Source organism: Pseudomonas sp. S2_C11, from assembly GCF_054668395.1.
Window position 1 is genome coordinate 2,846,392 of record NZ_CP162765.1, and the last position, 23,495, is coordinate 2,869,886.

Here is a 23,495-nt window from a genome sequence, read left to right on the forward strand (position 1 = left end):
AGTGCTTGCCCCCTCCTGCGTTTCCTCGCCCAATCATGCAGGTCAGTCGCCTGCATCAGGATGGGAACATGAACACCACAGCCATTCCCGAAGGTTTTACTCCGTTCACCCGCAGCAGTCCTTTGCTGGATCTGCTCGGCCCGATCTACGCCAGGGGTCAGGGGCTGCACTTGGAACTGGGTTTACTGACCGACTCCCGCCACGCCAATGGCCGTGGCACTTTGCATGGCGGTGTATTGGCGACACTGGCGGACGTGGGCATGGGTTACGCCATGGCCTTTTCCAGCGATCCACCGCAGCCGTTGATCACGGCGAGCATGACCCTGGATTATCTCGGTGCAGTGCAAATCAACGAATGGCTCGAAGTGCGCCTTGAGCACTCCAGAAAGGGCCGCCAACTGGCGTTTGCTGGCGTCAGTCTGCACGTCGGTGAGCGAACGGTTGCGCGCGCCAGTGCCGTGTTCGCCGTGCCGATGAATTGAATCGACTGACTCGACTCATCGTCACATCTGGACGGCAGGCTGGGATTTTCCGCCCCGCCCGCACGGTCATTACCTTGAAGGCATTGTGTTCGCCATCGTCACCCCATACGCAGCCAGAAGCATATCCGCCGCCCGCTCACCAATAACGACACACGGCGCCATCGTGTTGCCAACGGTAATGCGCGGCATGATCGAGGCATCTGCAACGCGCAGCCCGTCGATCCCGTACACGCGTAATTGGTGGTCAACCACCGACAGCGCATCGCGGCCCATTTTTGCCGTGCACGACAGGTGCCAGTAGGTCACGGCCGAATTGCGGATGAACTGTTCCATAGCGCGACGCTCTCTGGGACCGGGCACGACTTCGCGCTTGATCAGCGCATTGAATGCCTGGCTGTTGCCGAGTGCGCGGCACAGTTCGATCGACGCATGGGCTGCGGCCATGTCCTCGGGCTCGCTCAGGGAGTTCGGCTCAATGATCGGTGCATCCAGCGGCCCAGCACCCGACAACCGCAAGCGCCCACGACTGGCCGGTCTGGCCAGCCCGGCGAACATGGTCCAGCCATGCTCCGGCGGCTCGATGGCGACCTCAGGCGGAGACGGTACCGCGAATGCCAACTGGCACTGCAACAGGTCCGGGGCTTCCAGGCGGCTGTCGCTTTTCCAGTACAAGGTGGTTTCGCATCCACTGCCCGCGACGGCCTGGGGTTTTCGATACTCCCACGTGCAAGCGAACGCCAGATGATCCTGCAAATTCTCGCCCACACCGGGTAGATGAACGACCGGTGCGATGCCGTGTTTTCGCAGTTCATCCGCCGGGCCGATGCCCGACTGCATGAGCACTTTCGGTGATTGCACCGCGCCCATGGACAGGATGACTTCAGCTGCGGCATGAAAGCAGCGCCGCTCGCCGGCAATCAACACTTCGACACCGACGGCCCGGGTGCCGTCCAGCAATACGCGGGTCACTAAGGCTCCGGTCAGCACCGTCAGATTTGGACATTGCAAGCGTGGCTGGATGTAGGCGTCATAAACCGATTCACGCTTGCCGTGTTTGATGCGCAAGTCGGTGATGGCGACCCCGCCCGGGCCTTCCATCATCTCGCCGTTGGGACTGTCGAATCGGGGGATGCCCAGATCGCTGGCCGCCTCCAGCGTTGCCCACGCAAGGGGTTGAGGCGTGGCCGGCTGTTCGACATGTACCGGCCCACCTGAACCACGCCGAGTGGCGTCCGGGCTGCCTTGCCAGTTTTCGATCCTGCGGTAGTAATCGAGAACCGATGCGTAGCCCCAGGCCGGGTCGCCAGACTCGGCAGCAAAATGCTCCCAATCGGCGCGATGGCCGCGCGACCAGACCATCACGTTGATGCTCGAACCTCCACCGAGCCCCTTGCCCATGCTCAGCGGGAGCCGTCGACCGTTGAGGCGTGGATCGGATTGCCCCTCGAATGCCCAGTCGCGCGCGGAGCCCAGGTTCAGCGGCCATTGCGCCGGTTCGGTCACCTCGGGGCCTGAGTAACCTTCGCCGGCTTCAATCAGCAGAACCCGTGCGCCTGACTCATCGGCAAGCCGCGCAGCGACCACGCAGCCCGACGTGCCGGCACCACAGACAATGAAGTCATAGTCGTGAGCGCTTCGAGGGTTCATACGTCCACTCCCCTTCGATGCCGCGATCACTGCTCAGCAACGCTGTGCACGGCTTTGAGAATCACCGCCGCGACTTGCGCCGGCTGCGACTGCTGCGGGACATGGCTGGACTTCACCTCGGCGAGGGTCGCACTGATGCGCTTGGCGGCAGACCGCTGGACGTCGGGATGAATCATCCGGTCTTCGGTAGCGAGCAGGTACCAGGACGGCTTGGTTTTCCAGGCCGAAGCGGTGGTTTTATCTTCGAAAGCCGAGGCCTTGATCGGCCCCTGTGTGGCGGTCATGACGGCGGTCTGCGCGGCCGGCAGATCCTGAGCGAAATCCTTGGCCATGCCTTCAGCGGTGAGATAGAGGAAGCCGTTACCGTCGGCCTTGATCTGACTGATGCCCGGCGGCGTCGGCGCACCTTTGCCCTGTTCGCCACTGGTTTGCCCGGCGTCTGGCGCGAAGGCGGCGACATACACCAGCGCGCTGACTTTCTGGTCGTTACCGGCTTCGGTGATCACCGTGCCGCCCCAGGAGTGACCGACCAGCACCACCTTGCCCTGCTGGTTGTTCAGCGCGCGGCGCGTGGCGGCAACGTCATCGGCCAGCGAGGTGAGCGGGTTTTGCACAACGGTAACGGCCACGCCTTTGGCTTGCAGCAGTGGCACCACTTTGGCCCAGTCGGAACCGTCGGCGAAGGCGCCATGTACGATCACCACCGAAGGCGTTGTATCCTGCGCGTGGCTGGCGCCGGCCATGAAGGTACTGGCCAGGGCAAAGGCGACGGTGGCGAATTTCGATTTGATTGTTTTCATTGGATGAGCTCCTGTTCGGGAGTTCAGAGTGTGCTGGCCGGCCTGCGATGTGGGCATCGGTCAATTATCCGACCCCGGGGCATTTTTCATGGATAGTGGCTTGCAACTGGACATCTCACTGGACGGCGCACTGGCAACCATCGCCCAGGTCGGTGACCTCAGCATGGGGCAACCGCTCGGTCACTCCCGGCGCGTTGCCGCTTTGGCGCGGATGCTCGCGCAGGCACGCCACGGCGACGGTGAGCATCTGCAGGTTGCAGAGCAGATTGCCTTGCTGCGCTGGTCTGGGTGCACGGCCAACGCCGAAGGCTTTGCCGACCTGCTCGGCGACGACGTCGATGGTCGCCGCGCCATGCTCGATCTGACCCTGGGCAATGAGCAGATGAACGCGGTGCATCAGGCAACCCCGCTGGCCGTGGTGCACTGTGAAGTGTCCGGTGCAATCGCCAAAACCCTCCAGCTCGGAACCGCCGTCGAAGCGGGCCTGTGTCGGGTGTTCGAAACCTACGACGGCACTGGCCGACCGCTCGGCGTGGCGCATGAACATATTCCGGAGGTGGCCTATCAGGTGGTCATGGCCGGTGATCTGGATATTCTCACTCGCGCTCACGGTCTGGACGCGGCGTTGCGCTGGATCAACGAGCAGTCGGATCGGCGCTATCCAGCGTCGCTGGTGTCGTTGCTGGTGGCCAATGCCAAGGCCTGGCTGGCGGATCTGGAAACGCTTTGCACCAAAGTTGAACCCGCGCCTGAGCAGCGTCGTGTCTCGCTGACTTTGGTCGGAGACGTCATTGACTTGAAGCTGCCATGGCTGGCCGGGCATTCGCGTCAGGTCGCCCATGTCGCCGTGGAAGCTGCGCGCCTGTGGGGGCTGGGTGAGCCGGCTTTGGCAAACATTGGCAAGTCCGCGCTGATTTACGGTCTCGGCCGCGCAGCCGTTTCCAATCACCTATGGAATAGCCCGGGGTCGCTGCCCTACGGTGCGGCAGAGCGAGTGCGGCTGGTGCCTTACTGGACGCAACAGGCGCTCCGACCGGTTCCTGAACTGGCCGCGCCCGCCGAGATAGCCACCCACGCGTATGAACGGCTCGATGGCAGCGGCTATTTTCGCGGCGTGGCCGGTGATGCACTGAATGCCGAACATCGGCTGTTCGCCACCTCGGTCGCCTGGGTAGCGTTGAGGCAAGCCCGGCCATGGCGAACAGCCCACGACGAAGCCGCAGCAGCCACGCTACTCAGACAGGATGCTGGCCGTGGTCTGTTCGATAACGATGTCTGCGAAGCGGTCATTGCCGCCGCCAGTGGCGAGCGCCGCCTGCGGCAGCCCAAGCCTTCGCTGCTGACAGCCCGTGAGTGCCGCATTCTTCTGGAGATCAGCCGTGGCGCCAGCAACAAACAAGTCGCGCTACTGTTGGATATCAGTCCGAGCACGGTACGCACGCACATGGAAAGCATCTTTCGCAAATTGCAATGCTCGACCCGTGCAGCCGCCACTCTGAAGGGGCTGACACTGGGCTTGATCGCCTGAATACCGTGCCGGGTCAAGCCTGACTGGCGCGCGCCAACTCAATGAATGCCCTGGCGGCCGCAGAGGGATTGCGGCGGTTCGGGTAGTACAGGCACAACCTGTCTCGGGGCGGGGTCCAGTCCTTGAGTACCTGCACGAACTCGCCGCTGCGGATTTCGTCACGAACGTCCTGCTCCATGAAAAAGCCCAGCCCCATATCCGCCTGCACCGCCACCTTGACCACGCTCGATTCATCCAGGGTCAGCGGCCCGTTCACATCCAGACGAATGACTTCGCCGTCGCGCTCGAAATACCAAGGGAAAATCGCCCCGTTCGGCAGTCGTACGCGGATGCATCGATGCCCGGGCAGATCGGACGGCGAGCGCGGTTTGCCGTGTTGTGCAAAATACCCCGGCGAACCGACCACCGCGTAACGTTGCGGCGGGCCGACTGGCACCACAATCACATCGTTGGGCACCAGGCCTGCCGAGCGCACGCCGAAATCGAAGCCGTCAGCCACGATATCCACCAGGCGCCCTTCGGTCACAAGGTCAATGTGGACTTTCGGATGCTGCTGCAAAAACTCGATCACCAGTGGCAGCAGCGCCGAACGCGCAGCGCTGGCGAAGGCATTGATGCGCAGCGTTCCCGAGGGTCCGGCATTCTGCGATCGCACTGCATCCAGTGCCGCGCGCAAGTCGTGCAAGGCTGGCCCCACTTGCTCGAGAAACACCCTGCCCGCTTCGGTGATGGCGACGCTGCGGGTGGTGCGGTTGAACAGGCGCGATTCGAGGCGCGCTTCGAGTTGCGCAATGGTGTTGCTCAGCGCGGTGGTCGAAACGTCGAGATCAATGGCAGCCTGGCGGAACGACCCCCTGTGTGCCACCGCTATAACGGCATCCAGTTCATTAAGGGCTAAGCGATCCTGGGCCATGGATTGTCCTGTTTTCCGGGATGGGTCATTACGATTTGTCCCAGTTGAACAAACTATCTGCAGCGCAGCAAGATGACTCCAGACCATCAATCAGGAGTCAGGCAATGAACCTTCAACTTTCCAACGTCGTGCAAACGTATCTCACGGTCACCGACGAGAAAAAAATCTCCGACGCAATCCATCAATTCCTCGCGCTGGAGATCTCGCCATGCTGAATTCAGGATTGACTGGCAAGCGGGTGCTCGTCACCGGCGGCACCAAGGGAATCGGCAAAGCAGTGGTCGAGTGGTTCCTGGCCGAGGACGCAAAGGTCATCACCTCGGCTCGGCAAGTGGAGGTCGAAATGCCGGGCGCACTGCTGGTTGCGGCTGATCTTTCGACACGGGAAGGTTGTGACGCACTCATCGCTGCGGTCCAACAGCAACTGGGCGGCGTCGACATAGTGATCCATGTTCTGGGTGGCTCGTCGGCCCCCGGTGGTGGTTTTGCAGCGCTGGACGAGGAACAGTGGCAACGCGAGCTCAACCTGAATCTGCTGCCGGCGGTGCGCCTTGATCGCGCCCTGCTGCCGGACATGCTCGAGCGTCGTAATGGCGTGGTGATCCATGTCACATCCATCCAGAGTCGGCTGCCACTGCCGGAATCAACGACGGCGTACGCGGCGGCCAAGGCTGCGCTGTCGACCTACAGCAAAAGCCTGTCGAAAGAAGTGTCACCCAAGGGGGTTCGCGTCGTGCGGGTATCGCCGGGCTGGGTTGAAACCGAAGCGTCGGTGGCATTCGCCGAGCGACTCGCGCAGGAGGCAGGCACTGACTATCAAGGTGGCAAAGACATCATCATGCAGGCCCTGGGCGGTATCCCGCTCGGCCGCCCGTCGACGCCAGTTGAAGTGGCTGAGCTGATCGGGTTCCTGGCATCGCCGCGAGCAGCGTCGATCACCGGGAGTGAATTTGTGATCGACGGCGGCACCATCCCGACCATTTAGCCGCCAGTCTGCGGGTCATGGACGACCCGCAGAATCCGCACAGCACGTCTACATCCGATGCTGCTCCAGCAAAAAATCCACAAACAAGCGCACCCGCACCGGCATCGCCGCGCCGCCGACGAACACCGCATGAATCGGTTCCTCATCGCCCGGGTTGAACGCTTGCAGCAGCGGGATCAGCGCGCCGCACTGCAAGTCTTCCCTGACGGTGAACTCGCCAATCCGCGCAATTCCGGCGCCGAGTCTGGCGAACTGGGCCAGTGCTTCGCCGCTGCTGCATTCGATGTTGCCGCTGACTTTCAGCGAGAACTCCTTGCCGTCGCGGATGAACGGCCAGTTGGCTTCGGCGCGGCGGAAGTTGAAGCGCAGGCAGTTGTGCTTGAGCAGGTCTTCGGGTTGCTGAGGCGTGCCATGACGTTCCAGATAGTCGGGCGATGCCACGACCACCTGGCCGGTGTGGCCGAGCCGGCGCGCGGTCAACGGGCTGTCGGGCAGATGGCCGAAGCGTATGGCGACGTCCGCCTGGCCGGCGAGGATGTCAACGACTTCGTCGCCAAGGCTGAGGTCGACCACGATGTTCGGGTAACGGGCGGTGAAGGCTGCGACCAGCGGCACAATGGTCAGCCGTCCATGGCCAAGGGCGGCACTGACGCGCAAGCGGCCCTTGGGTACGCCTTGATCGGTGATGGCCCCTTCCACTTCATCCATGTCGGCGAGAATCCGCCGGGCACCGCGCAGAAAGGCTTCGCCCTCGGCGGTAAACGTCAGCGCGCGGGTGGTGCGCAGCAACAGACGAGTGCCGAGTCGCTGTTCGGCGCGGGCGATGATCCGACTGACCGCCGAAGGCGTCAGCCCCAGCGCACGCGCAGCAGCTGAGAGGCTGCCCTCCTGCGCCACGGTGACGAACACGCTCATTTCCCCTGACCTGCCGTTGAAGTCCATTCGTGCCTCTTGCGCAAAGGTGATTGCCAAAATCGCCATCTACCGCCTGGAAACCATGGATCGTAGCATTGGCGGCATAGATGAGGAGACTTTCCATGCGTATCAATCCACCACTTGTTGCACTCGCTGTCGGCGCCTTTGGCATCGGCGTCACCGAGTTCGCGCCGATGGGCATGTTGCCCGGCATCGCCGCCGATCTCGGCGTTTCCATTCCCGCTGCGGGGTTGCTGGTCAGTGCCTACGCCTTGGGCGTGCTGCTCGGCGCGCCGCTGATGACCCTGACCACTGGCAAGATCCCCCGGCGCTATCTGCTGATCGGGCTGATGGCGATTTTCACCCTGGGTAACCTGATGTCGGCGCTGGCCACCGATTACTCCAGCCTGATGGTCGCCCGAGTGATCACCTCGCTCAATCACGGCGCATTCTTCGGAGTGGGCTCTGTGGTCGCCGCCAGCGTGGTCGCGCCGGAAAAACGCGCCGGCGCAGTCGCGGCGATGTTCATGGGCCTGACCCTGGCGACCATTGGCGGTGTGCCGCTGGCAGCCTGGTTCGGTGAGCTGTTCGGCTGGCGCACGGCGTTCTGGGGCATTACCGGCCTCGGTGTGCTGACCATGATCGCCTTGTGGTTCGCCCTGCCCAATCTGAAAGCAGAGCAAGGCGCGGGTGCGCTGGCAGAAATACGGGTATTGGGCCGCGGTCCGGTGTTGGCCGCGCTGGCCCTGACCGTGGTCGGCTCAAGTGCGATGTTCACCGTATTCACCTACATCGCGCCGATCCTCAGCAGCGAGACCCATGCCTCCGCCGCGTTCATCACCGCCATGCTGGTGTTGTTCGGAATCGGTTTGACGCTGGGCAACATGTGGGGTGGCAAGGCTGCCGACCGTTCGATCGACCGCACCCTGATCGTGTCGCTGAGCGCATTGATTGTGGTGTTGCTGGCGTTCACGGTGCTGATGCGCTGGCCGCTGCCGGCCGCCGTGGCCATTCTGATCTGGGGTATCGCCAGTTTCGCCCTGGTGCCACCGCTGCAAATGCGCGTGATGGAAGCGGCCAAGGACGCGCCGAATCTGGCTTCGGCGGTGAACATCGGTGCCTTCAATTTCGGCAACGCGATCGGCGCGGCGCTGGGTGGCGCGGTGATCAATGCCGGGCTGGGTTATCCGGCGATTTCCCTGGCCGGCGCGGCGATGGCTGGTCTGGGGTTGCTGATGGTGCTGACGTTCGCCTGGCGCTCCAGAGCCAGTGCCGCTGCGCTGGCGTAAGTCTTCGCAGCGCTACGCCCCGCCCTGCTGATACTCGCGGGGCGTGCAGCCGAACTCGCGACGGAACACCGTGTGCAGGTACTGCGCCGATTTGAAGCCGCAGGCCTGGGCAATGTCGGCAATCGCAGCATCGGTGTTCTTCAAACCGCTGGTAGCCGCCGCCAGTTTGAAACGCAGAATCTCGTCATGCACGCTGCAACCGCGCTCGGCGCGGAAATGCGCTTCCAGCGATGAGCGCGACACGCCGACATACGCCGCCACTTGCGCGGTCTTGATGCCCTGACAGGCATATTGGCGGATGAACAGCAGCGCTTGCATGACGTAGGGATTGCCCAGCGGTTGGTGCAGGCTCGACACCTGCACATTGACCGCATCAGGCGGAATCAGGATTTGCGTGCCGGTGGACGGCATGCCGTGGAGCATCTGGTGCAGCAATTGCGCAGCGGTGCGGCCCATGGTTTCGGTGCCCTGAATCACCGAACTCAGCGGTACACGCGTCAGGCTGCGGGTCAGCGGGTCGTTGTCGATGCCGATCAGCGCGACCTGCTCCGGCACGGCGATGCCGGCGGTCAGGCAGGCTTGCAGCAACTGGCGGGCGCGGGCGTCGCTGACGGCGATGATGCCGATCGGTTTCGGCAGGCTGTGCAGCCAGGCGATCAGTTGTTCGACGGCGCTGTCCCACAGCGGCGCGCTGGTGCCCATGCCGCGATAGATCTCGGCGTGCAGGCCGTCTCGTTGCATCAGTTTGCGAAAGGCTTTTTCCCGCTCCTGCGCCCAGCGATTGGCCTGCGCTTCCGGCAGGCTGAAACAGGCAAAGCGCTGCAACCCCGCCTCGACCAGATGCGAATAAGCCAGTGTGATCAGTGCGTTGTTATCAGTGGCAACGTAGGGGATCGCTTTCGGATAAGCGCGAGCATCCTCGTAAGAACCGCCGACCGCCACCACCGGCAAATGAATGTCGGCCAGCGCCTCGCCGATCAGCGGATCGTCGAAGTCAGCAATGATGCCGTCACCCTGCCAACGCTCGATGCCCTTCAAGCGGCAAAGAAAGTCCTCTTCCAGAAACAGGTCCCAGGAAGCGCGGGTGCTGCTCAGGTAGTTGCCGATGCCGCTGATGATTCCACGGTCGTAGATCTTGCTGCCGTTGAACAACAGGGCGATGCGGTGCACGGGCGGTAGGCTTTTCATTCAGTATCCGGATTTTGCGTAAAGCCATTCGCGAGCAGGCTCGCTCCCACACGGTTTTGTGCACGACACGAATCAAATGTGGGAGCGAGCCTGCTCGCGAAAGCGGCCTCAAATTGTTTTTGTACTGTTCCGGGCCGCCATGTTGCGGCGACGATGGACACAGACTAGGCCTGCGAGCGCTGAAGCTCAATACGCAAAATCGCACTCACGGTTGAGGCTTTTCATAATCAGCGGGCAGGGGGGCGTTGCTAGTATCGAGACACCGCCAAGAACAACAAGGACAAGGTCCATGCAGTATTTCCCCAATATCGAGCCGGTTCGCTACGAAGGCCCGAACAGTGATTCGCCCCTCGCTTTTCGTCACTACGACGCCGACAAACTGATCCTCGGCAAACCCATGCGCGAACACCTGCGCATGGCCGCCTGCTACTGGCACACCTTCGTCTGGCCGGGCTCCGATGTGTTCGGCGCCGGCACCTTCAAACGCCCCTGGCAACGCAGCGGCGAGCCGATGGAACTGGCTATCGGCAAGGCTCAAGCCGCCTTCGAGTTCTTCAGCAAACTGGGCATCGATTACTACTGCTTTCACGACACGGACGTCGCCCCCGAAGGCAATTCGCTGAAGGAGTACCGCGAACACTTCGCACAAATGGTCGATCGCCTCGAACAACATCAGGAACAAAGCGGCATCAAGCTGCTCTGGGGCACCGCCAACTGCTTCAGCAACCCACGTTTTGCCGCCGGTGCCGCGAGTAATCCCGATCCGGAAGTGTTCGCCTGCGCCGCCGCGCAAGTGTTCAGCGCAATGAACGCAACCCATCGCCTCAAGGGTTCCAACTACGTGTTGTGGGGTGGCCGTGAAGGCTACGAAACCCTGCTCAACACCGATCTGAAACGCGAGCGCGAACAACTCGGGCGTTTCATGCGCATGGTGGTCGAGCACAAGCACAAGATCGGTTTCACCGGTGACCTGTTGATCGAGCCCAAGCCGCAGGAGCCGACCAAGCACCAGTACGATTACGACAGCGCTACGGTATTCGGCTTTCTCCAGCAGTACGGCCTGGAAAAGGAAATCAAGGTCAACATCGAGGCCAACCACGCGACCCTGGCCGGTCACAGTTTCCATCACGAAATCGCCACGGCTGCCTCGCTGGGGATTTTCGGCAGCATCGATGCCAACCGTGGCGATCCGCAGAACGGCTGGGACACCGACCAGTTCCCCAACAGCGTCGAAGAAATGACCCTGGCGACCTATGAAATCCTCAAGGCCGGCGGTTTCAAGAATGGCGGCTTCAATTTCGACTCCAAGGTGCGCCGGCAGAGCCTCGACGAGATCGACCTTTTCCACGGTCACGTTGGCGCCATGGACGTTCTTGCCTTGTCGCTGGAACGCGCCGCCGCGATGGTTGAGAACGATCAACTGCAAGTGCTCAAGGATCAACGCTACGCCGGCTGGCGTCAGCCGTTCGGGCAAGCGGTGATGGCGGGCGACTTCAATCTTGAGTCGCTGGCCGAGCACGCGTTCACCAACGAGCTGAACCCGCAAGCCGTCAGTGGCCGTCAGGAAATGCTCGAAAACATCGTCAACCGCTATCTCTATCGCTGATCGCCGAGACCCTCTGCCGACGCAACCACGCTGTGACAATTGCACGACAATTCTGTGCCTGCTGCGTCGGCAGATTCTCTACAGTTCTACCAGCCCGATTCATCGTCAGGCCGTGTCTTTCCAACAAAAATAAAAGGACGCACCACCATGAAGAACTTGAAACGTACGCTGTTGGCCAGTGCCCTGGCGTTGTTGGCCCTGCCGGTAATGGCTGACGCTACCCACCCGAAAATCGGGTTTTCCATTGATGACCTGCGTCTGGAACGCTGGTCGCGCGACCGCGATTACTTCGTCGCGGCGGCGGAAAAAATGGACGCCAAAGTCTTCGTGCAATCGGCGGACGCCAACGAGCAGAAGCAGATTTCGCAGATCGAAAACCTTATCTCTCGCGGCGTCGATGTGATTGTCATCGTGCCGTTCAACGCGACAGTGCTGACCAACGCCGTGGCCGAGGCGAAGAAAGCCGGGATCAAAGTGGTGTCTTACGACCGGCTGATTCTCAACGCCGATGTCGACGCCTATATCTCCTTCGATAACGAAAAGGTCGGCGAGATGCAGGCCGGCGGCGTGCTGAAAGCGGCGCCCAAGGGCAATTACTTCTTGCTCGGTGGCGCGCCCACCGACAACAACGCCAAGATCCTCCGTGAAGGCCAGATGAAGGTGCTGCAACCGGCCATCGACAAGGGCGATATCAAGATCGTCGGCCAGCAGTGGGTCAAGGAATGGAACCCGACCGAAGCGCTGAGCATCGTCGAAAACGCCCTGACCCGTAACAACAATAAAATCGACGGCATCGTCGCCTCCAACGACGCCACCGCTGGCGGCGCCATCCAGGCATTGGCCGCGCAGCAACTGGCCGGCAAGGTGCCGATTTCCGGTCAGGACGCTGACCTCGCAGCGGTCAAACGCGTAATCGCCGGCACGCAAACCATGACCGTGTACAAACCGCTGAAACTCATCGCCTCCGAAGCGGCCAAGCTCTCGGTGCAACTGGCACGCAACGAAAAACCGGCCTACACCTCGCAGTACGACAACGGCAGCAAGAAAGTCGACACCATCCTGCTCACGCCAACGCCGTTGACCAAGGACAACATCGACTTGCTCGAACAGGATGGTTTCTACACCAAGGCGCAGATTGCCGGGCAGTGATCCGGTCGTAAATCTTGATCAGACCTGTGGGAGCGAGCCTGCTCGCGAAAGCGGAGTGTCAGTCAGTACAGCTCTGGCTGAAAAGGCCCCTTCGCGAGCAGGCTCGCTCCCACACAGGTTCAGTGGTGTTTGAGTCCCTGGTATACGAGCCTTTTCCATGTCCGACTATCTGCTGCAAATGAACGGCATCGTCAAAACCTTCGGCGGTGTCAAAGCGCTCAACGGCATCGACATCAAGGTCCGGCCCGGTGAATGCGTGGGCCTGTGCGGCGAGAATGGTGCCGGCAAGTCGACGCTGATGAAGATCCTCTCGGCGGTCTATCCCCATGGCACCTGGGACGGTGAAATCCTCTGGGACGGGCAACCGCTCCGGGCGCAATCGATCAGCGAAACCGAGGCCGCCGGCATCGTCATCATCCATCAGGAATTGACGTTGGTTCCCGACCTGTCGGTCGCCGAAAACATCTTCATGGGCCATGAGCTGACGCTGCCCGGCGGACGCATGAACTACCCGGCGATGATCCACCGCGCCGAAGCCTTGATGCGTGAATTGAAGGTGCCGGACATGAATGTTTCGCTGCCGGTTTCGCAGTACGGCGGCGGCTATCAGCAACTGGTGGAAATCGCCAAGGCCCTGAACAAACAGGCGCGCCTGCTGATTCTCGACGAACCCTCCTCAGCCCTGAGCCGCTCGGAAATCGAAGTGCTGCTGGACATCATCCGCGACCTCAAAGCCAAGGGCGTCGCCTGCGTCTACATCTCGCACAAACTCGATGAAGTCGCCGCCGTGTGCGACACCATTTCGGTGATCCGCGACGGCAAACACATCGCCACCACCGCCATGGCTGACATGGATATTCCGCAGATCATCACGCAGATGGTCGGGCGCGAAATGAGCAACCTTTATCCCAGCGAGCCGCACGAGATTGGCGAGGTGATTTTCGAAGCGCGCCACATTACTTGCTACGACGTCGACAACCCAAAGCGCAAACGGGTCGACGACATTTCCTTCAGCCTCAAGCGCGGCGAGATTCTCGGCATTGCCGGGCTGGTCGGAGCCGGCCGCACCGAACTGGTCACCGCATTGTTCGGCGCTTACCCCGGCCGCCACGAGGGCGAAGTCTGGCTGGACGGCCAGCCGATCGACACGCGCACGCCGCTGAAAGCGATCCGCGCCGGCCTGTGCCTGGTGCCTGAAGATCGCAAGCGCCAAGGCATCATTCCCGACCTCGGCGTGGGCCAGAACATCACCCTCGCCGTGCTCGAGAGCTATTCGAAAATGACCCGCATCGATGCCGAAGCCGAGCTGGGCTGCATCGACCGGGAAATCTCCCGTCTGCATCTGAAGACCGCAAGTCCGTCCCTGCCGATCACCAGCCTGTCGGGCGGCAATCAGCAGAAAGCCGTGCTGGCGAAAATGCTGCTGGCCAAACCGCGCGTACTGATTCTCGACGAGCCGACCCGAGGCGTGGACGTCGGCGCCAAGTACGAGATCTACAAATTGATGGGCGCGCTGGCCGCCGAAGGCGTGTCGATCATCATGGTTTCGTCGGAACTGGCCGAAGTGCTCGGCGTCTCCGACCGCGTGCTGGTGATCGGCGAAGGCCAGTTGCGTGGTGACTTCGTCAACCATGAGCTGACCCAGGAACAGGTACTCGCCGCCGCCCTCAGCCAGCCGGGCAGCCATAACAATAATGATCGGAAAACCGCGTAAATGAATCAGGTCAAACAACTGTTCACCCGCTACAAGATGCTCGCGCTGGTATTTGCCGTGGTGCTGATCTGGCTGTTCTTCAGCTGGCAGACCGAAGGCGGTTTCCTCACCCCGCGCAATCTTTCCAACCTGCTGCGGCAGATGTCGATCACCGGAATCCTCGCCTGCGGCATGGTGCTGGTGATCATCAGTGGCGAGATCGATTTGTCGGTGGGCTCATTGCTCGGCCTGCTCGGCGGCCTCGCGGCGATACTCGACGTGGTCTATCACATTCCGCTGCTGGCGAATCTGAGTCTGGTCGCCCTGTGCGGTCTGGTCATCGGGCTTGCCAACGGCTACATGGCGGCGTACTTGCGCATCCCCTCATTCATTGTCGGCCTCGGTGGCATGTTGGCGTTTCGCGGGATTTTGCTGGGGATCACCGGCGGCACCACCATCGCCCCGGTATCGCCGGAGCTGGTCTACGTCGGCCAGGGTTATCTGCCCCACGCGATCGGCACCGGCCTGGGTGTGCTGCTGTTTGTGCTGACGGTTTTTCTGACCTGGAAACAACGACGCAACCGCGCCCTGCATGGCCTGGCGGCGCATTCGCTGGTGCGTGATGTTGTGCGCGTGCTGGTGATCGGCGCGGTGCTGGCGGGTTTTGTTCAGACCCTCAACAGTTATGACGGTATTCCCGTGCCGGTGCTGCTGTTGCTGATTCTGCTCGGCGTGTTCAGCTACGTCACCAGCCAGACCGTGTTCGGCCGCCGGGTCTATTCGGTCGGCAGCAACATGGAAGCCACGCGCCTGTCGGGCATCAATGTGCAGGCGGTCAAGCTATGGATCTTCGGCATCATGGGCGTGATGTGCGCCCTCGCCGGCGTGGTCAACACCGCACGCCTCGCCGCCGGCTCACCGTCCGCCGGCAGCATGGGCGAACTCGACGCCATCGCCGCCTGCTTCATCGGCGGCACCTCCATGCGCGGCGGCTCCGGCACCGTCTACGGCGCCCTCCTCGGCGCACTGGTGATCACCAGCCTGGATAACGGCATGTCGATGCTCGACGTGGATAGCTACTGGCAGATGATCGTCAAGGGCAGCATTCTGGTGCTGGCGGTCTGGGTGGATGTGAGTACGCGCACGGCGCGGCGTTGAAACGTTGCAGGTGAGTTGGTAAAACGCAAATGAGGCCTGATCACAGGCCTCACTTTTTCCTATCAACGGCGTGCACCGTCTCTTGCGACTGGCTTAAGCGTGCTTTTCCGGGTTCTGGCCAGCCCGTCAGGGCATCCACTGCCACGGCGGCTGGCACCGACGCTACATTCAAACGCCATCCACCGCCGGATAATCCCCATACCCTTCCCAACCCTGGCTGAACCAAGTGCTCATTTCGCTTTCCGCCAATGGCAACTGCCGAGCGAATCTCAGCGGCAGATCCGGATTGGCTATAAACGGCCGTCCAAACGCAATCGCATCGGCGAGCCCGGCATCCAGTTGCGCTTGTGCCCTGGCGAAACCGTAGTCCGAATTGAGGATCAGCACGCCTTTGAACACGTCGCGAATCATCCCGGCCAGTGGCGGGCGTTCGGACTTGCCGAAGGTGCCGTCCAGCGGTGGTTCGCGGACTTCCAGATGAGCGATGCCAATCGCTGACAGCACTTCGGCGGCGCGGATGAACAGCGCTTCGGGATCGCTGTCGCGGATGCCCTGCTCGTAGCTGCTTGGAGTCAAGCGCACGCCAGTGCGGTCGGCGCCGATGACTTCGGCCACCGCCTCGGTCACTTCCTTGAGCAAGCGGATACGGTTGTTGATCGAGCCGCCGTACGCATCGGTGCGAAAATTGTCGCTGTCGCGCAGGAACTGGTCGAGCAGATAGCCGTTGGCGGCGTGGATCTGCACGCCATCGAAACCCGCCTCGATTGCGTTGCGAGTGGCCTGACGAAAGTCTTCCAGCAGTGCGGGAATTTCTTCCAGCGGCAACGCACGCGCCGGTGTATACGGCTGCTTGCCGGCGTACGTATGCGCCTGTCCCGGCGCGGTGGTGACCGATGCGGAAACCGGCTGGCCGCCGCCAAGGAAACTCGGGTGCACGACCCGGCCCATGTGCCAGAGCTGCGCGATGATCCGGCCGCCAGCGCCATGCACGGCATCGGTGACCTTGCGCCAGCCGGCGACCTGTTCGGCCGACCAAATGCCTGTCGCATACGGCCAGCCCAGACCTTGCTGGCTGATGCCGATCGCTTCGGAAATGATCAGGCCGGCACTGGCGCGCTGGCGGTAATACTCGACCATCATCTCGGTCGGGACGTGCTCGCGAGTGCCGCGCGCGCGGGTCATCGGTGCCATCAGGATGCGGTTGGGCAAATCGAGCGCGCCGAGGCGCACGGAATCAAATAACGATGTCATGTTCAGGCTCTCAAAAAGGTGGGCAGGATCAAACCAGGCGTGCGCCGCCGTCGATGTTGAGCACGGCGCCGTTCATGAAGGTGTTGCTCATCAGGAAAACCACTGCCGCGCCCGCTTCTGCAGCTGTGCCGAGGCGATGCAGGGGCAGCACCTGCTCAAGAGAAGCGACAAATGCATCCCGCCCCTCGCCCAGTGCCTTGCCCAGAATCGGGGTGTTGATCGGGCCGGGCGAAAGCGTGTTGACTCGCACCGGTGCCAACTCAAGGGCCAGACCGCGAGCCAGTGCTTCCATGGCTGCCGAGGCGGCGGCGAGTACGGCGGTGCCGTAGGCATTCGGGCGATCAGCGAGAGAACCGGAGATAAACGTGATCGAGCCGTCTTTTGCCAGCCTGTCGCCAAGGACCCGAATCGCATTGATCGATGCCCAGATGCGTTCGTCGAACGCGCGGTGCAGATAATCGAGATCAGCCGCGCGCACGGTGCCAGCGACAAACGTGCCGGCGAGCAGAACGAGGTGATCGACCTGAAGGATATCGGCCAGTGCAGTATCGAGAGCCTGGCTATCGGTCACGTCGGCCGCGCGCCAGCCATCGAGCCCGTGCTCGCTGGCGGCCTGCTCGGCACGTGCAGCGTTCGAGCCGATGACGATGACCTTGGCGCCAGCGGCTTTCGCTTGCACCGCAGCGGCCAGGCCGATGCCGGAGGTGCCGCCGAAAATGACCACGGTTTTGTCGGTGAGTGTGGAAGGCAGGGTTTGGCTGATGTTCATGCTGAGTCTCCATCTGGAACACCTGAATGGCGTTCGATGGGCAAAGACTACGTTTTGGAAGCCACATTGATAATTGGGCCAGAAGTCGCTTTACTAGTGCCATGAAGGCACAAATTGGATTGGATCGTTTAACCGGGCTCATCGCCTTTGCACGAGCGGCTTCGCTGGGCAGCTACACGGCTGCCGCTCGGGCACTGTCGGTGTCGCCGTCGGCCATCAGCAAAAGCGTGCAACGGCTCGAAGAGCATTTCGGCCTGATGCTGTTTACTCGCACCACGCGCTCGCTGGTACTCACCCCGGAGGGCCGTGATCTATACGAACGGGCGCTGCGGATTCTGCGCGAAGTCGAAGACATCGATCAGGCCGCCGTTGCTTCACGCGCTGAGCCATCGGGCGTATTGAAGGTCACCGCGCCGTTGCCGATTGGACTGAATATCCTCGCGCCGGCCCTGCCGAGATTTCGCGAGCAATATCCAAAGGTGACGATCGATCTACGACTCGGCGATCAGTATGCCGACCTCATCGAACAAGGCATCGACGTCGCGGTTCGGGTTGGCAATCTTGCGGATTCGCGACTGATTTCTCGCCCGCTGGGCCCGCATCGAATCGGTGCGTTCGCATCACCGGACTATCTGCAGCGCAAGGGTACTCCGCTTACGGCCGAGGATCTCGCCGAGCATGAGTGCGTGAATTTCCGCTATCAAAGCACCGGGCAGAGTTTGCGCTGGCCGTATCTAGCCGGTGACAGACAGTTGGAACTGGCACCCGACGCGGCCTTCACCGTTGATGCCAGCGATGCGGTCGCGGCGGTGCTGGCTGCCGGCGGCGGCATCGGTATTTCGCCGCACTACGTAGCGGCGGCGTATGTTCGTCGGGGCGAACTGGTCCCGGTGCTGCCACAGTTCACCGTCGAACGCTTCGCCATTACCGCGTTGTGGCCGGAGAGCCGTCGCGGTAGCCCGAATGTCAAAGCGTTCACGGCGTTTTTGCTTGAGTTGTTCCCTGCAACGCCGCCTTGGGATGAGGTCATCCAGACGTACGTAGAGGGTTCAGGTCCGGCCTGACGGTTCATAGCGAACGTTTTGCAATCCACTGCTTGTACTGTCCGGTGCGAAAGAACATCGCCAACTGTTGTGACAGCAATCGCGCAACCTACTGTGGAAACGGGCTTGCTCGCGAAAGCGCTCTGCCGGTCGCCATCCGTGTTGACCGCTCTGGCCCCTTCGCGAGCAAGCTCGCTCCCACAGGTTTTTTGGCATGGCTGGGGATTGGTGGCGTGCCAGCACCGACTGGTTTTCGTCAGTGCGCCAATTTTCATCGTCCCGCCCCCAGTCCATAACCTTTGAACTGACTTGAAACCTGTACGCGTCGGCAGGCCAATCAAGCGCTCACGTTGCCCGAATCACTTATGCACAAGCAGCGACTTGCGCGCTGCCTTGTCCTGCTTCATGGCGGCGATTTCCCGCTCGCACGCTTCGACATCGAACGACTTGTCCCACTTGGCAATGGCAATGGTGCCAATGCCGTTGCCGATCAGGTTGGTCACCGCTCGCGCCTCGTTGAGGAAGCGGTCGATGCCCAACAGCAACACCAGGCCCACCAGAGGTATCGAGTGAATGGTGGTGAGCGTGGCCGCCAAGGTCACGAATCCTGCCCCCGCCACACCGGCCGAGCCCTTGGAGGTCAGCAGGAACACGCCGAGCAGAATCATCTGGTCCATGAAGGTCAGCGGCGTGTTGGTCGCCTGGGCAATGAAAATCGCCGCCATGGTCAGGTAGATGCAGGTGCCGTCTGCGTTGAAAGTGTAGCCCGTCGGCAGGACCATGCCGACCACGGATTTCTTGCAGCCGAGCTTTTCCAGTTTGACCATCATTCGCGGCAGCACCGCTTCGGTCGAACAGGTGCCCAGCGTGATCAGGATTTCATCCTTGAAATAACGCAGAAACTGCATCAGCGGCATGCCCGACCATCGCGCCACCGCGCCCAGTACCACGACGATGAAGATCAGCGTGGTGATGTACAGCGCGACCAGCAACTGCCCCAGCGACAGCAGAGTGCCGATGCCGTATTTGCCGATGGTGAATGCCATGCCAGCCCCCGCGCCCAACGGCGCCAGACGCATGACCATCGCGACGATTTTGAACAGGCCTTGCAGGAACAGGTCGATGGTGTTGATCAGCGGTTTGCTGGTTTCGCCCATTTGCACCAAGGCGACGCCCATCAGCACCGACAACAGAATCACCTGCAGCATCACGCCGTTGGAGAAGGCGCCGAGGAAGGTATGGGGGATGATATTGAGGAAGAATTCGACCAGACCGCCCTGCTCGCTCGCCGCCTGGCTGTATTTGTAGACAGCGCTGCCATCGAGGGTACCGGCGTTGATGTTCATGCCGGCACCGGGCTTGACCACGTTGACTACGATCAGGCCGACCACCAGAGCGATGGTGGAAAGAATCTCGAAGTAGATCAGCGCTTTCACACCGATGCGGCCGACCTCCTTGATGCTGCCCATCTTGGCGATACCGACCACTACCGTGCCGAAAATGATCGGCGCCAGGAGCATCTTGATCAGTTTGATGAAACCGTCGGCAAACGGCTGCAGCTTGGCGCCGATGTCCGGCACGAAGTATCCGATGGCAGCGCCGATGACGATGCCAATCAGCACTTGCACATAGAGCTGGCTGTACCAGCGTGATTTTGAAGTTTCCACGGAAGCACCTCATTTTATTGTTGTGGTGGGCATGTGGCTTTGGCGTCGAGGATGACGCCTGAAGGTGCGGCCTCGGAAATCGAGGCCGCAGATAAAACCGAATCAGCCCTCGCCCAGTTCGCGCATGACGGCATAGAGCGCAGATTTGGCTTCGAAGCCGACGCCCGGAATTTCCGGCAGCCCGACGTAGCCGTTTTCTACGCGGATGCCATCGGCAAACCCGCCGAAGGGCTGGAACACGTCCGGGTACGATTCGTTGCCGCCCAGGTGCAGACCAGCGGCGATGTTCAGCGACATCTGGTGACCGCCATGTGGCACCACGCGGCGCGAAGACCAACCCAGCTCTTCCATCACTTTCAGGGTGCGCATGTACTCGACGAGACCGTAGGACAGCGCACAGTCGAATTGCAGGTAATCGCGGTCAGGGCGCATGCCGCCGTGGCGCAACAGGTTGCGGGCGTCCTGATGGGAGAAGAGGTTTTCGCCGGTGGCCATCGGCAGTTCGTAGTGATTGGCCAGCTCGGCCTGGAGCGCATAATCCAGCGGGTCGCCGACTTCTTCGTACCAGAACAGGTTGTACTTTTTGATCGCTTCGGCGTAGGCGATACCGGTCTGCAGATCGAAGCGGCCGTTGGCATCGACCGCCAGGCGCTGGCCGTCGCCCACCACTTCGAGCACCGCCTCAATGCGGCGGATATCTTCGTCCAGCGGCACCGCGCCGATCTTCATCTTGACCACGTCGTAGCCACGATCCAGATAGCTCTGCATTTCGGCCTTGAGTTTGCTCTGGTCCTTGCCCGGGTAGTAATAGCCACCCGCCGCGTACACCCAGACTTTGTCATCGGCCACACCGTTGCGATAACGATCGGCAAGCAGGCGATACAGCGGCTTGCCTTCGATCTTCGCCACCGCGTCCCACACCGCCATATCGATGGTGCCGACCGCTACCGAACGCTCGCCATGCCCGCCCGGTTTTTCGTTGGTCATCAGGGTTTTCCAGATGGCGAACGGATCGAGGTTATTGTTCTCATGATCGATCAGGGTTTCCGGGTCGGCTTCGGTGATCCGCGCCAGAAAGCGATCGCGCATCAACGCGCCCTGGCCGTAGCGACCATTGGAGTTGAAGCCGTAACCGATAACCGGTTTGCCGTCGCGGATCACGTCGGTAATCACGGCGACGACCGAGCAGGTCATCTTCGAAAAGTCGATGTAGGCGTTGGCAATCGGAGAAGCGATGGAGACGGTTTTTTCACGGATATCAACGATACGCATGACGGGTTCCTCTTGTTGTGGTGGCCCAACGTTATGCTTTGCGACGACACCCGCCCAATGCTATTAATGCCGCGCCCTATGCACAGGAGGCATTGCCCTTGGAACTGGTTTGGCTTGAGGATTTTTCCGCGCTGGCCGAGTACGGCAGCTTTGTCCGGGCCGCTGAAGCGCGCCATGTGACGCAACCGGCGTTCAGTCGCCGAGTGCGTTCGCTGGAGAACTGGATGGGCGTAGAACTGTTCGTGCGCACCCCGCAAGGCGCGACGCTGACCGAGGCCGGCAGGCAGATTTTGCCCAGCGCTCAGGAAGCGGCCAGACGCCTGTACCGCATGCGCTCCGAGGCTCAGGAAGTGGCTGGCATGGCGGCGAAAACCTTGCAGTTTGCTGCCACTCACTCGCTGTCATTCACCTTCTTCCCACGCTGGTTGCGCAGCGCCGAAAGTGGCGCGCCGATCGACGCGGTTCGCCTGCATTCCGACAGCATGGCCGTGTGCGAACAGATGCTGATTCATGGTCAGGTGCAATTTCTGTTGTGCCATCGCCACCCCGACGTTCCGCCATTACTGGCGCCTGATCAGTTCATTGGCAAGAAGGTCGGCGAGGACGTACTTGTGCCGCTGGCGAGTGCTTCAGCCCAGTTCGACACATCGCCTGAAACCCTGCCCTATCTGGCCTACACCCACGAATCCGGCCTGGGCCGAATCGTCGCCCACAGACTGCACGGCAAGGCCGATTATCTGCATTTGAAACCGCTGTTCAGCAGCCATCTGGCGGCAGTGCTGATGTCGATGGCGCTGGAAAGCAAAGGCGTCGCCTGGCTGCCGAAAAGCCTGACCGAACAGGAAATGGCCGACGGGCGTCTGGTCAGGGCGCTGGATGACAGTTGGGACATTCCACTGGAAATACACCTGACTCGCCCGACCGCACCGATCAGCCCTTCGGCGGAGGAATTCTGGGCGAAGCTGGGAGAGTAACTCTATCGAGCAGCCCCTCACCCCAGCCCTCTCCCGAGGGAGAGGGAGCCGATCTGGGCGCTGTTCAAGAACTGAGTTCGACTTGGTATTTCAGGTCGGCGAATTTCTACTAAACACCTCGGTCAGTCCCCTCTCCCCCCGGGAGAGGGTTAGGGTGAGGGGCTTTTGGCCTTTGACTCGATTTATGCCACCGTGAGCCCCGTCCATTGCTCCGACACCGCCCAAAGTCGCTCAGCCAGCTCAGCATCCGCCGCCCATTGCGCAACGCCCTTGCGGCCCGCTTCAGGTTGATTGATCGGCGCAACATTGCAGTCTTCGCAATACACGCCACCCAAATCCGCAAGCAATGCACTGGTCGCACACCACAATCCCGTCGCGGCGCCCTGCTCCAGCGTTTTCAGACCGTTGTGGGCATCCAACCGTGGTCGACCGTGTTCATCCAGGGCGTCGAATGCGGCGAGTTCCGCCGTGCTCAAGTGCCGTGTCAGATCCGTCAGAATCTGCCCCGGATGCAATGAGAACGCACGAACGCCATGACTGCGTCCGCGCCGATCCAGCGCGATGGCAAACAAGGCATTGGCTGTTTTTGACTGACCATACGCGGCCCATTTGTCATACGGCCGTTGCAGGAAATCAATGTCGTCAAAGTCGATCCCGGCAATCTGATGCCCGCGCGAGGACACTGACAACACCCGCGCCTGCCCAGCCTTGACCAGCGCGGGCCAGAGGCCGCAGGTCAGGCGATAGTGGCCCAAGTGATTGGTCGCGAACTGGCTTTCATGGCCATCGGCATCGCGCAGCAACGGCGCGGCCATGACTCCGGCGCAGTTGATCAGCAATGACACTGGCTGACCCGCGCTGACCACGCTGTGGCTGAACGCCGCCACCGATTCAGCCTGCATGAGGTCCATGGGCAGCACGCGGACACCGTCAACACCCGCCAATGCCACCTCTGCCCGCTCCGTATCTCTGGCCGGCACAATGACCTGCGCTCCTGCCGCCGCGAGGCTTTTCACCGTCAGCAGACCCAGGCCGGAATAGCCGCCGGTCACCACTGCGAGTTGCCCGCGCAGATTGATGCCGGCCATGACTTCAGCCGCTGTGCTGGCGGCGTTGAACGGTGATTGCACAGGTTGTTGGAGCGTAGCCATGAGCGTTAATCCTGA

At 61.5% G+C, this 23,495-nt stretch carries 20 protein-coding genes; 10 read left to right on the plus strand and 10 right to left on the minus strand.

Going from position 1 to position 23,495, the window contains the following annotated elements; translation table 11 throughout:
• The first annotated feature begins 68 nt into the window (after positions 1-68).
• The gene (locus tag AB4N48_RS12780) at positions 69-482 is read left to right on the plus strand and encodes a PaaI family thioesterase (RefSeq protein WP_056784917.1); all 414 of its coding nucleotides are present in this window, start codon (positions 69-71) and stop codon (positions 480-482) included.
• Positions 483-551: 69 nt separating this feature from the next.
• Here AB4N48_RS12780 and AB4N48_RS12785 read toward each other — a convergent pair whose 3' ends face one another.
• Positions 552-2,129, minus strand: a complete 1,578-nt coding sequence (locus tag AB4N48_RS12785; RefSeq protein WP_323621011.1) for a GMC family oxidoreductase — start codon at positions 2,127-2,129, stop codon at positions 552-554.
• 26 nt (positions 2,130-2,155) lie between these two features.
• Positions 2,156-2,929 carry an alpha/beta fold hydrolase gene (locus tag AB4N48_RS12790; RefSeq protein WP_460093553.1) on the minus strand — a complete coding sequence of 258 codons (774 nt, stop codon included), beginning with the start codon at positions 2,927-2,929 and terminating at the stop codon, positions 2,156-2,158.
• Between the two features lie 88 nt (positions 2,930-3,017).
• Here AB4N48_RS12790 and AB4N48_RS12795 point away from each other — a divergent pair, with 88 nt between their 5' ends.
• Positions 3,018-4,457, plus strand: a complete 1,440-nt coding sequence (locus tag AB4N48_RS12795; protein WP_460093555.1) for an HD domain-containing phosphohydrolase — start codon at positions 3,018-3,020, stop codon at positions 4,455-4,457.
• 13 nt (positions 4,458-4,470) lie between these two features.
• On the opposite strand, the gene AB4N48_RS12800 is transcribed toward AB4N48_RS12795, so the two are convergent.
• Positions 4,471-5,370 carry a LysR family transcriptional regulator gene (locus AB4N48_RS12800; RefSeq protein WP_460093556.1) on the minus strand — a complete coding sequence of 300 codons (900 nt, stop codon included), beginning with the start codon at positions 5,368-5,370 and terminating at the stop codon, positions 4,471-4,473.
• Positions 5,371-5,578: 208 nt separating this feature from the next.
• On the opposite strand from AB4N48_RS12800, the gene AB4N48_RS12805 reads away from it, so the two are divergent.
• Positions 5,579-6,355: an SDR family oxidoreductase gene (locus tag AB4N48_RS12805; protein ID WP_457263475.1), complete on the plus strand. Its 777-nt coding sequence runs from the start codon at positions 5,579-5,581 to the stop codon at positions 6,353-6,355.
• A 48-nt stretch (positions 6,356-6,403) separates the two neighbouring features.
• Here the strand turns inward: AB4N48_RS12805 and AB4N48_RS12810 are convergent, their stop codons facing one another.
• The gene (locus AB4N48_RS12810; RefSeq protein ID WP_095179644.1) at positions 6,404-7,297 is read right to left on the minus strand and encodes a LysR family transcriptional regulator; all 894 of its coding nucleotides are present in this window, start codon (positions 7,295-7,297) and stop codon (positions 6,404-6,406) included.
• Positions 7,298-7,392: 95 nt separating this feature from the next.
• Here AB4N48_RS12810 and AB4N48_RS12815 point away from each other — a divergent pair, with 95 nt between their 5' ends.
• Positions 7,393-8,559, plus strand: a complete 1,167-nt coding sequence (locus AB4N48_RS12815; RefSeq protein ID WP_041480537.1) for an MFS transporter — start codon at positions 7,393-7,395, stop codon at positions 8,557-8,559.
• A gap of 12 nt (positions 8,560-8,571) precedes the next feature.
• Here the strand turns inward: AB4N48_RS12815 and AB4N48_RS12820 are convergent, their stop codons facing one another.
• Positions 8,572-9,747 carry a XylR family transcriptional regulator gene (locus AB4N48_RS12820; RefSeq protein ID WP_016774329.1) on the minus strand — a complete coding sequence of 392 codons (1,176 nt, stop codon included), beginning with the start codon at positions 9,745-9,747 and terminating at the stop codon, positions 8,572-8,574.
• Positions 9,748-10,036: 289 nt separating this feature from the next.
• Here AB4N48_RS12820 and xylA point away from each other — a divergent pair, with 289 nt between their 5' ends.
• From xylA to AB4N48_RS12840, 4 genes are all read left to right on the plus strand, one after another.
• Positions 10,037-11,353, plus strand: a complete 1,317-nt coding sequence (xylA, locus tag AB4N48_RS12825; RefSeq protein WP_110599155.1) for a xylose isomerase — start codon at positions 10,037-10,039, stop codon at positions 11,351-11,353.
• 147 nt (positions 11,354-11,500) lie between these two features.
• Complete coding sequence (gene xylF / locus AB4N48_RS12830; RefSeq protein WP_016774327.1) at positions 11,501-12,502, plus strand: D-xylose ABC transporter substrate-binding protein; 1,002 nt, start codon at positions 11,501-11,503, stop codon at positions 12,500-12,502.
• Positions 12,503-12,659: 157 nt separating this feature from the next.
• The gene (gene xylG, locus AB4N48_RS12835) at positions 12,660-14,216 is read left to right on the plus strand and encodes a D-xylose ABC transporter ATP-binding protein (protein ID WP_039758957.1); all 1,557 of its coding nucleotides are present in this window, start codon (positions 12,660-12,662) and stop codon (positions 14,214-14,216) included.
• Positions 14,217-15,353, plus strand: a complete 1,137-nt coding sequence (locus tag AB4N48_RS12840; RefSeq protein ID WP_076563313.1) for a sugar ABC transporter permease — start codon at positions 14,217-14,219, stop codon at positions 15,351-15,353. It begins immediately after the preceding gene.
• Between the two features lie 168 nt (positions 15,354-15,521).
• Here the strand turns inward: AB4N48_RS12840 and AB4N48_RS12845 are convergent, their stop codons facing one another.
• Together AB4N48_RS12845 and AB4N48_RS12850 are read right to left on the minus strand one after the other, a co-directional pair.
• Positions 15,522-16,604: an alkene reductase gene (locus AB4N48_RS12845; RefSeq protein WP_150635635.1), complete on the minus strand. Its 1,083-nt coding sequence runs from the start codon at positions 16,602-16,604 to the stop codon at positions 15,522-15,524.
• Between the two features lie 28 nt (positions 16,605-16,632).
• Positions 16,633-17,373 carry an SDR family oxidoreductase gene (locus AB4N48_RS12850; protein WP_056784894.1) on the minus strand — a complete coding sequence of 247 codons (741 nt, stop codon included), beginning with the start codon at positions 17,371-17,373 and terminating at the stop codon, positions 16,633-16,635.
• Positions 17,374-17,492: 119 nt separating this feature from the next.
• On the opposite strand from AB4N48_RS12850, the gene AB4N48_RS12855 reads away from it, so the two are divergent.
• Positions 17,493-18,437 (plus strand): LysR family transcriptional regulator, encoded by a 945-nt coding sequence (locus tag AB4N48_RS12855; protein WP_256808770.1) that lies wholly within the window; start codon positions 17,493-17,495, stop codon positions 18,435-18,437.
• A 338-nt stretch (positions 18,438-18,775) separates the two neighbouring features.
• On the opposite strand, the gene dctA is transcribed toward AB4N48_RS12855, so the two are convergent.
• Together dctA and AB4N48_RS12865 are read right to left on the minus strand one after the other, a co-directional pair.
• On the minus strand, positions 18,776-20,083 hold the full coding sequence (gene dctA / locus AB4N48_RS12860; protein ID WP_056784889.1) for a C4-dicarboxylate transporter DctA: 1,308 nt from the start codon (positions 20,081-20,083) through the stop codon (positions 18,776-18,778).
• 102 nt (positions 20,084-20,185) lie between these two features.
• Positions 20,186-21,355, minus strand: a complete 1,170-nt coding sequence (locus AB4N48_RS12865; protein WP_056784884.1) for a mandelate racemase/muconate lactonizing enzyme family protein — start codon at positions 21,353-21,355, stop codon at positions 20,186-20,188.
• A gap of 98 nt (positions 21,356-21,453) precedes the next feature.
• Here AB4N48_RS12865 and AB4N48_RS12870 point away from each other — a divergent pair, with 98 nt between their 5' ends.
• The gene (locus AB4N48_RS12870; RefSeq protein WP_431078520.1) at positions 21,454-22,329 is read left to right on the plus strand and encodes a LysR family transcriptional regulator; all 876 of its coding nucleotides are present in this window, start codon (positions 21,454-21,456) and stop codon (positions 22,327-22,329) included.
• 182 nt (positions 22,330-22,511) lie between these two features.
• Here AB4N48_RS12870 and AB4N48_RS12875 read toward each other — a convergent pair whose 3' ends face one another.
• Entirely contained in the window at positions 22,512-23,480 is a 969-nt protein-coding gene (locus tag AB4N48_RS12875; RefSeq protein WP_460093561.1) for an oxidoreductase, read from the minus strand.
• Positions 23,481-23,495: the final 15 nt, after the last annotated feature.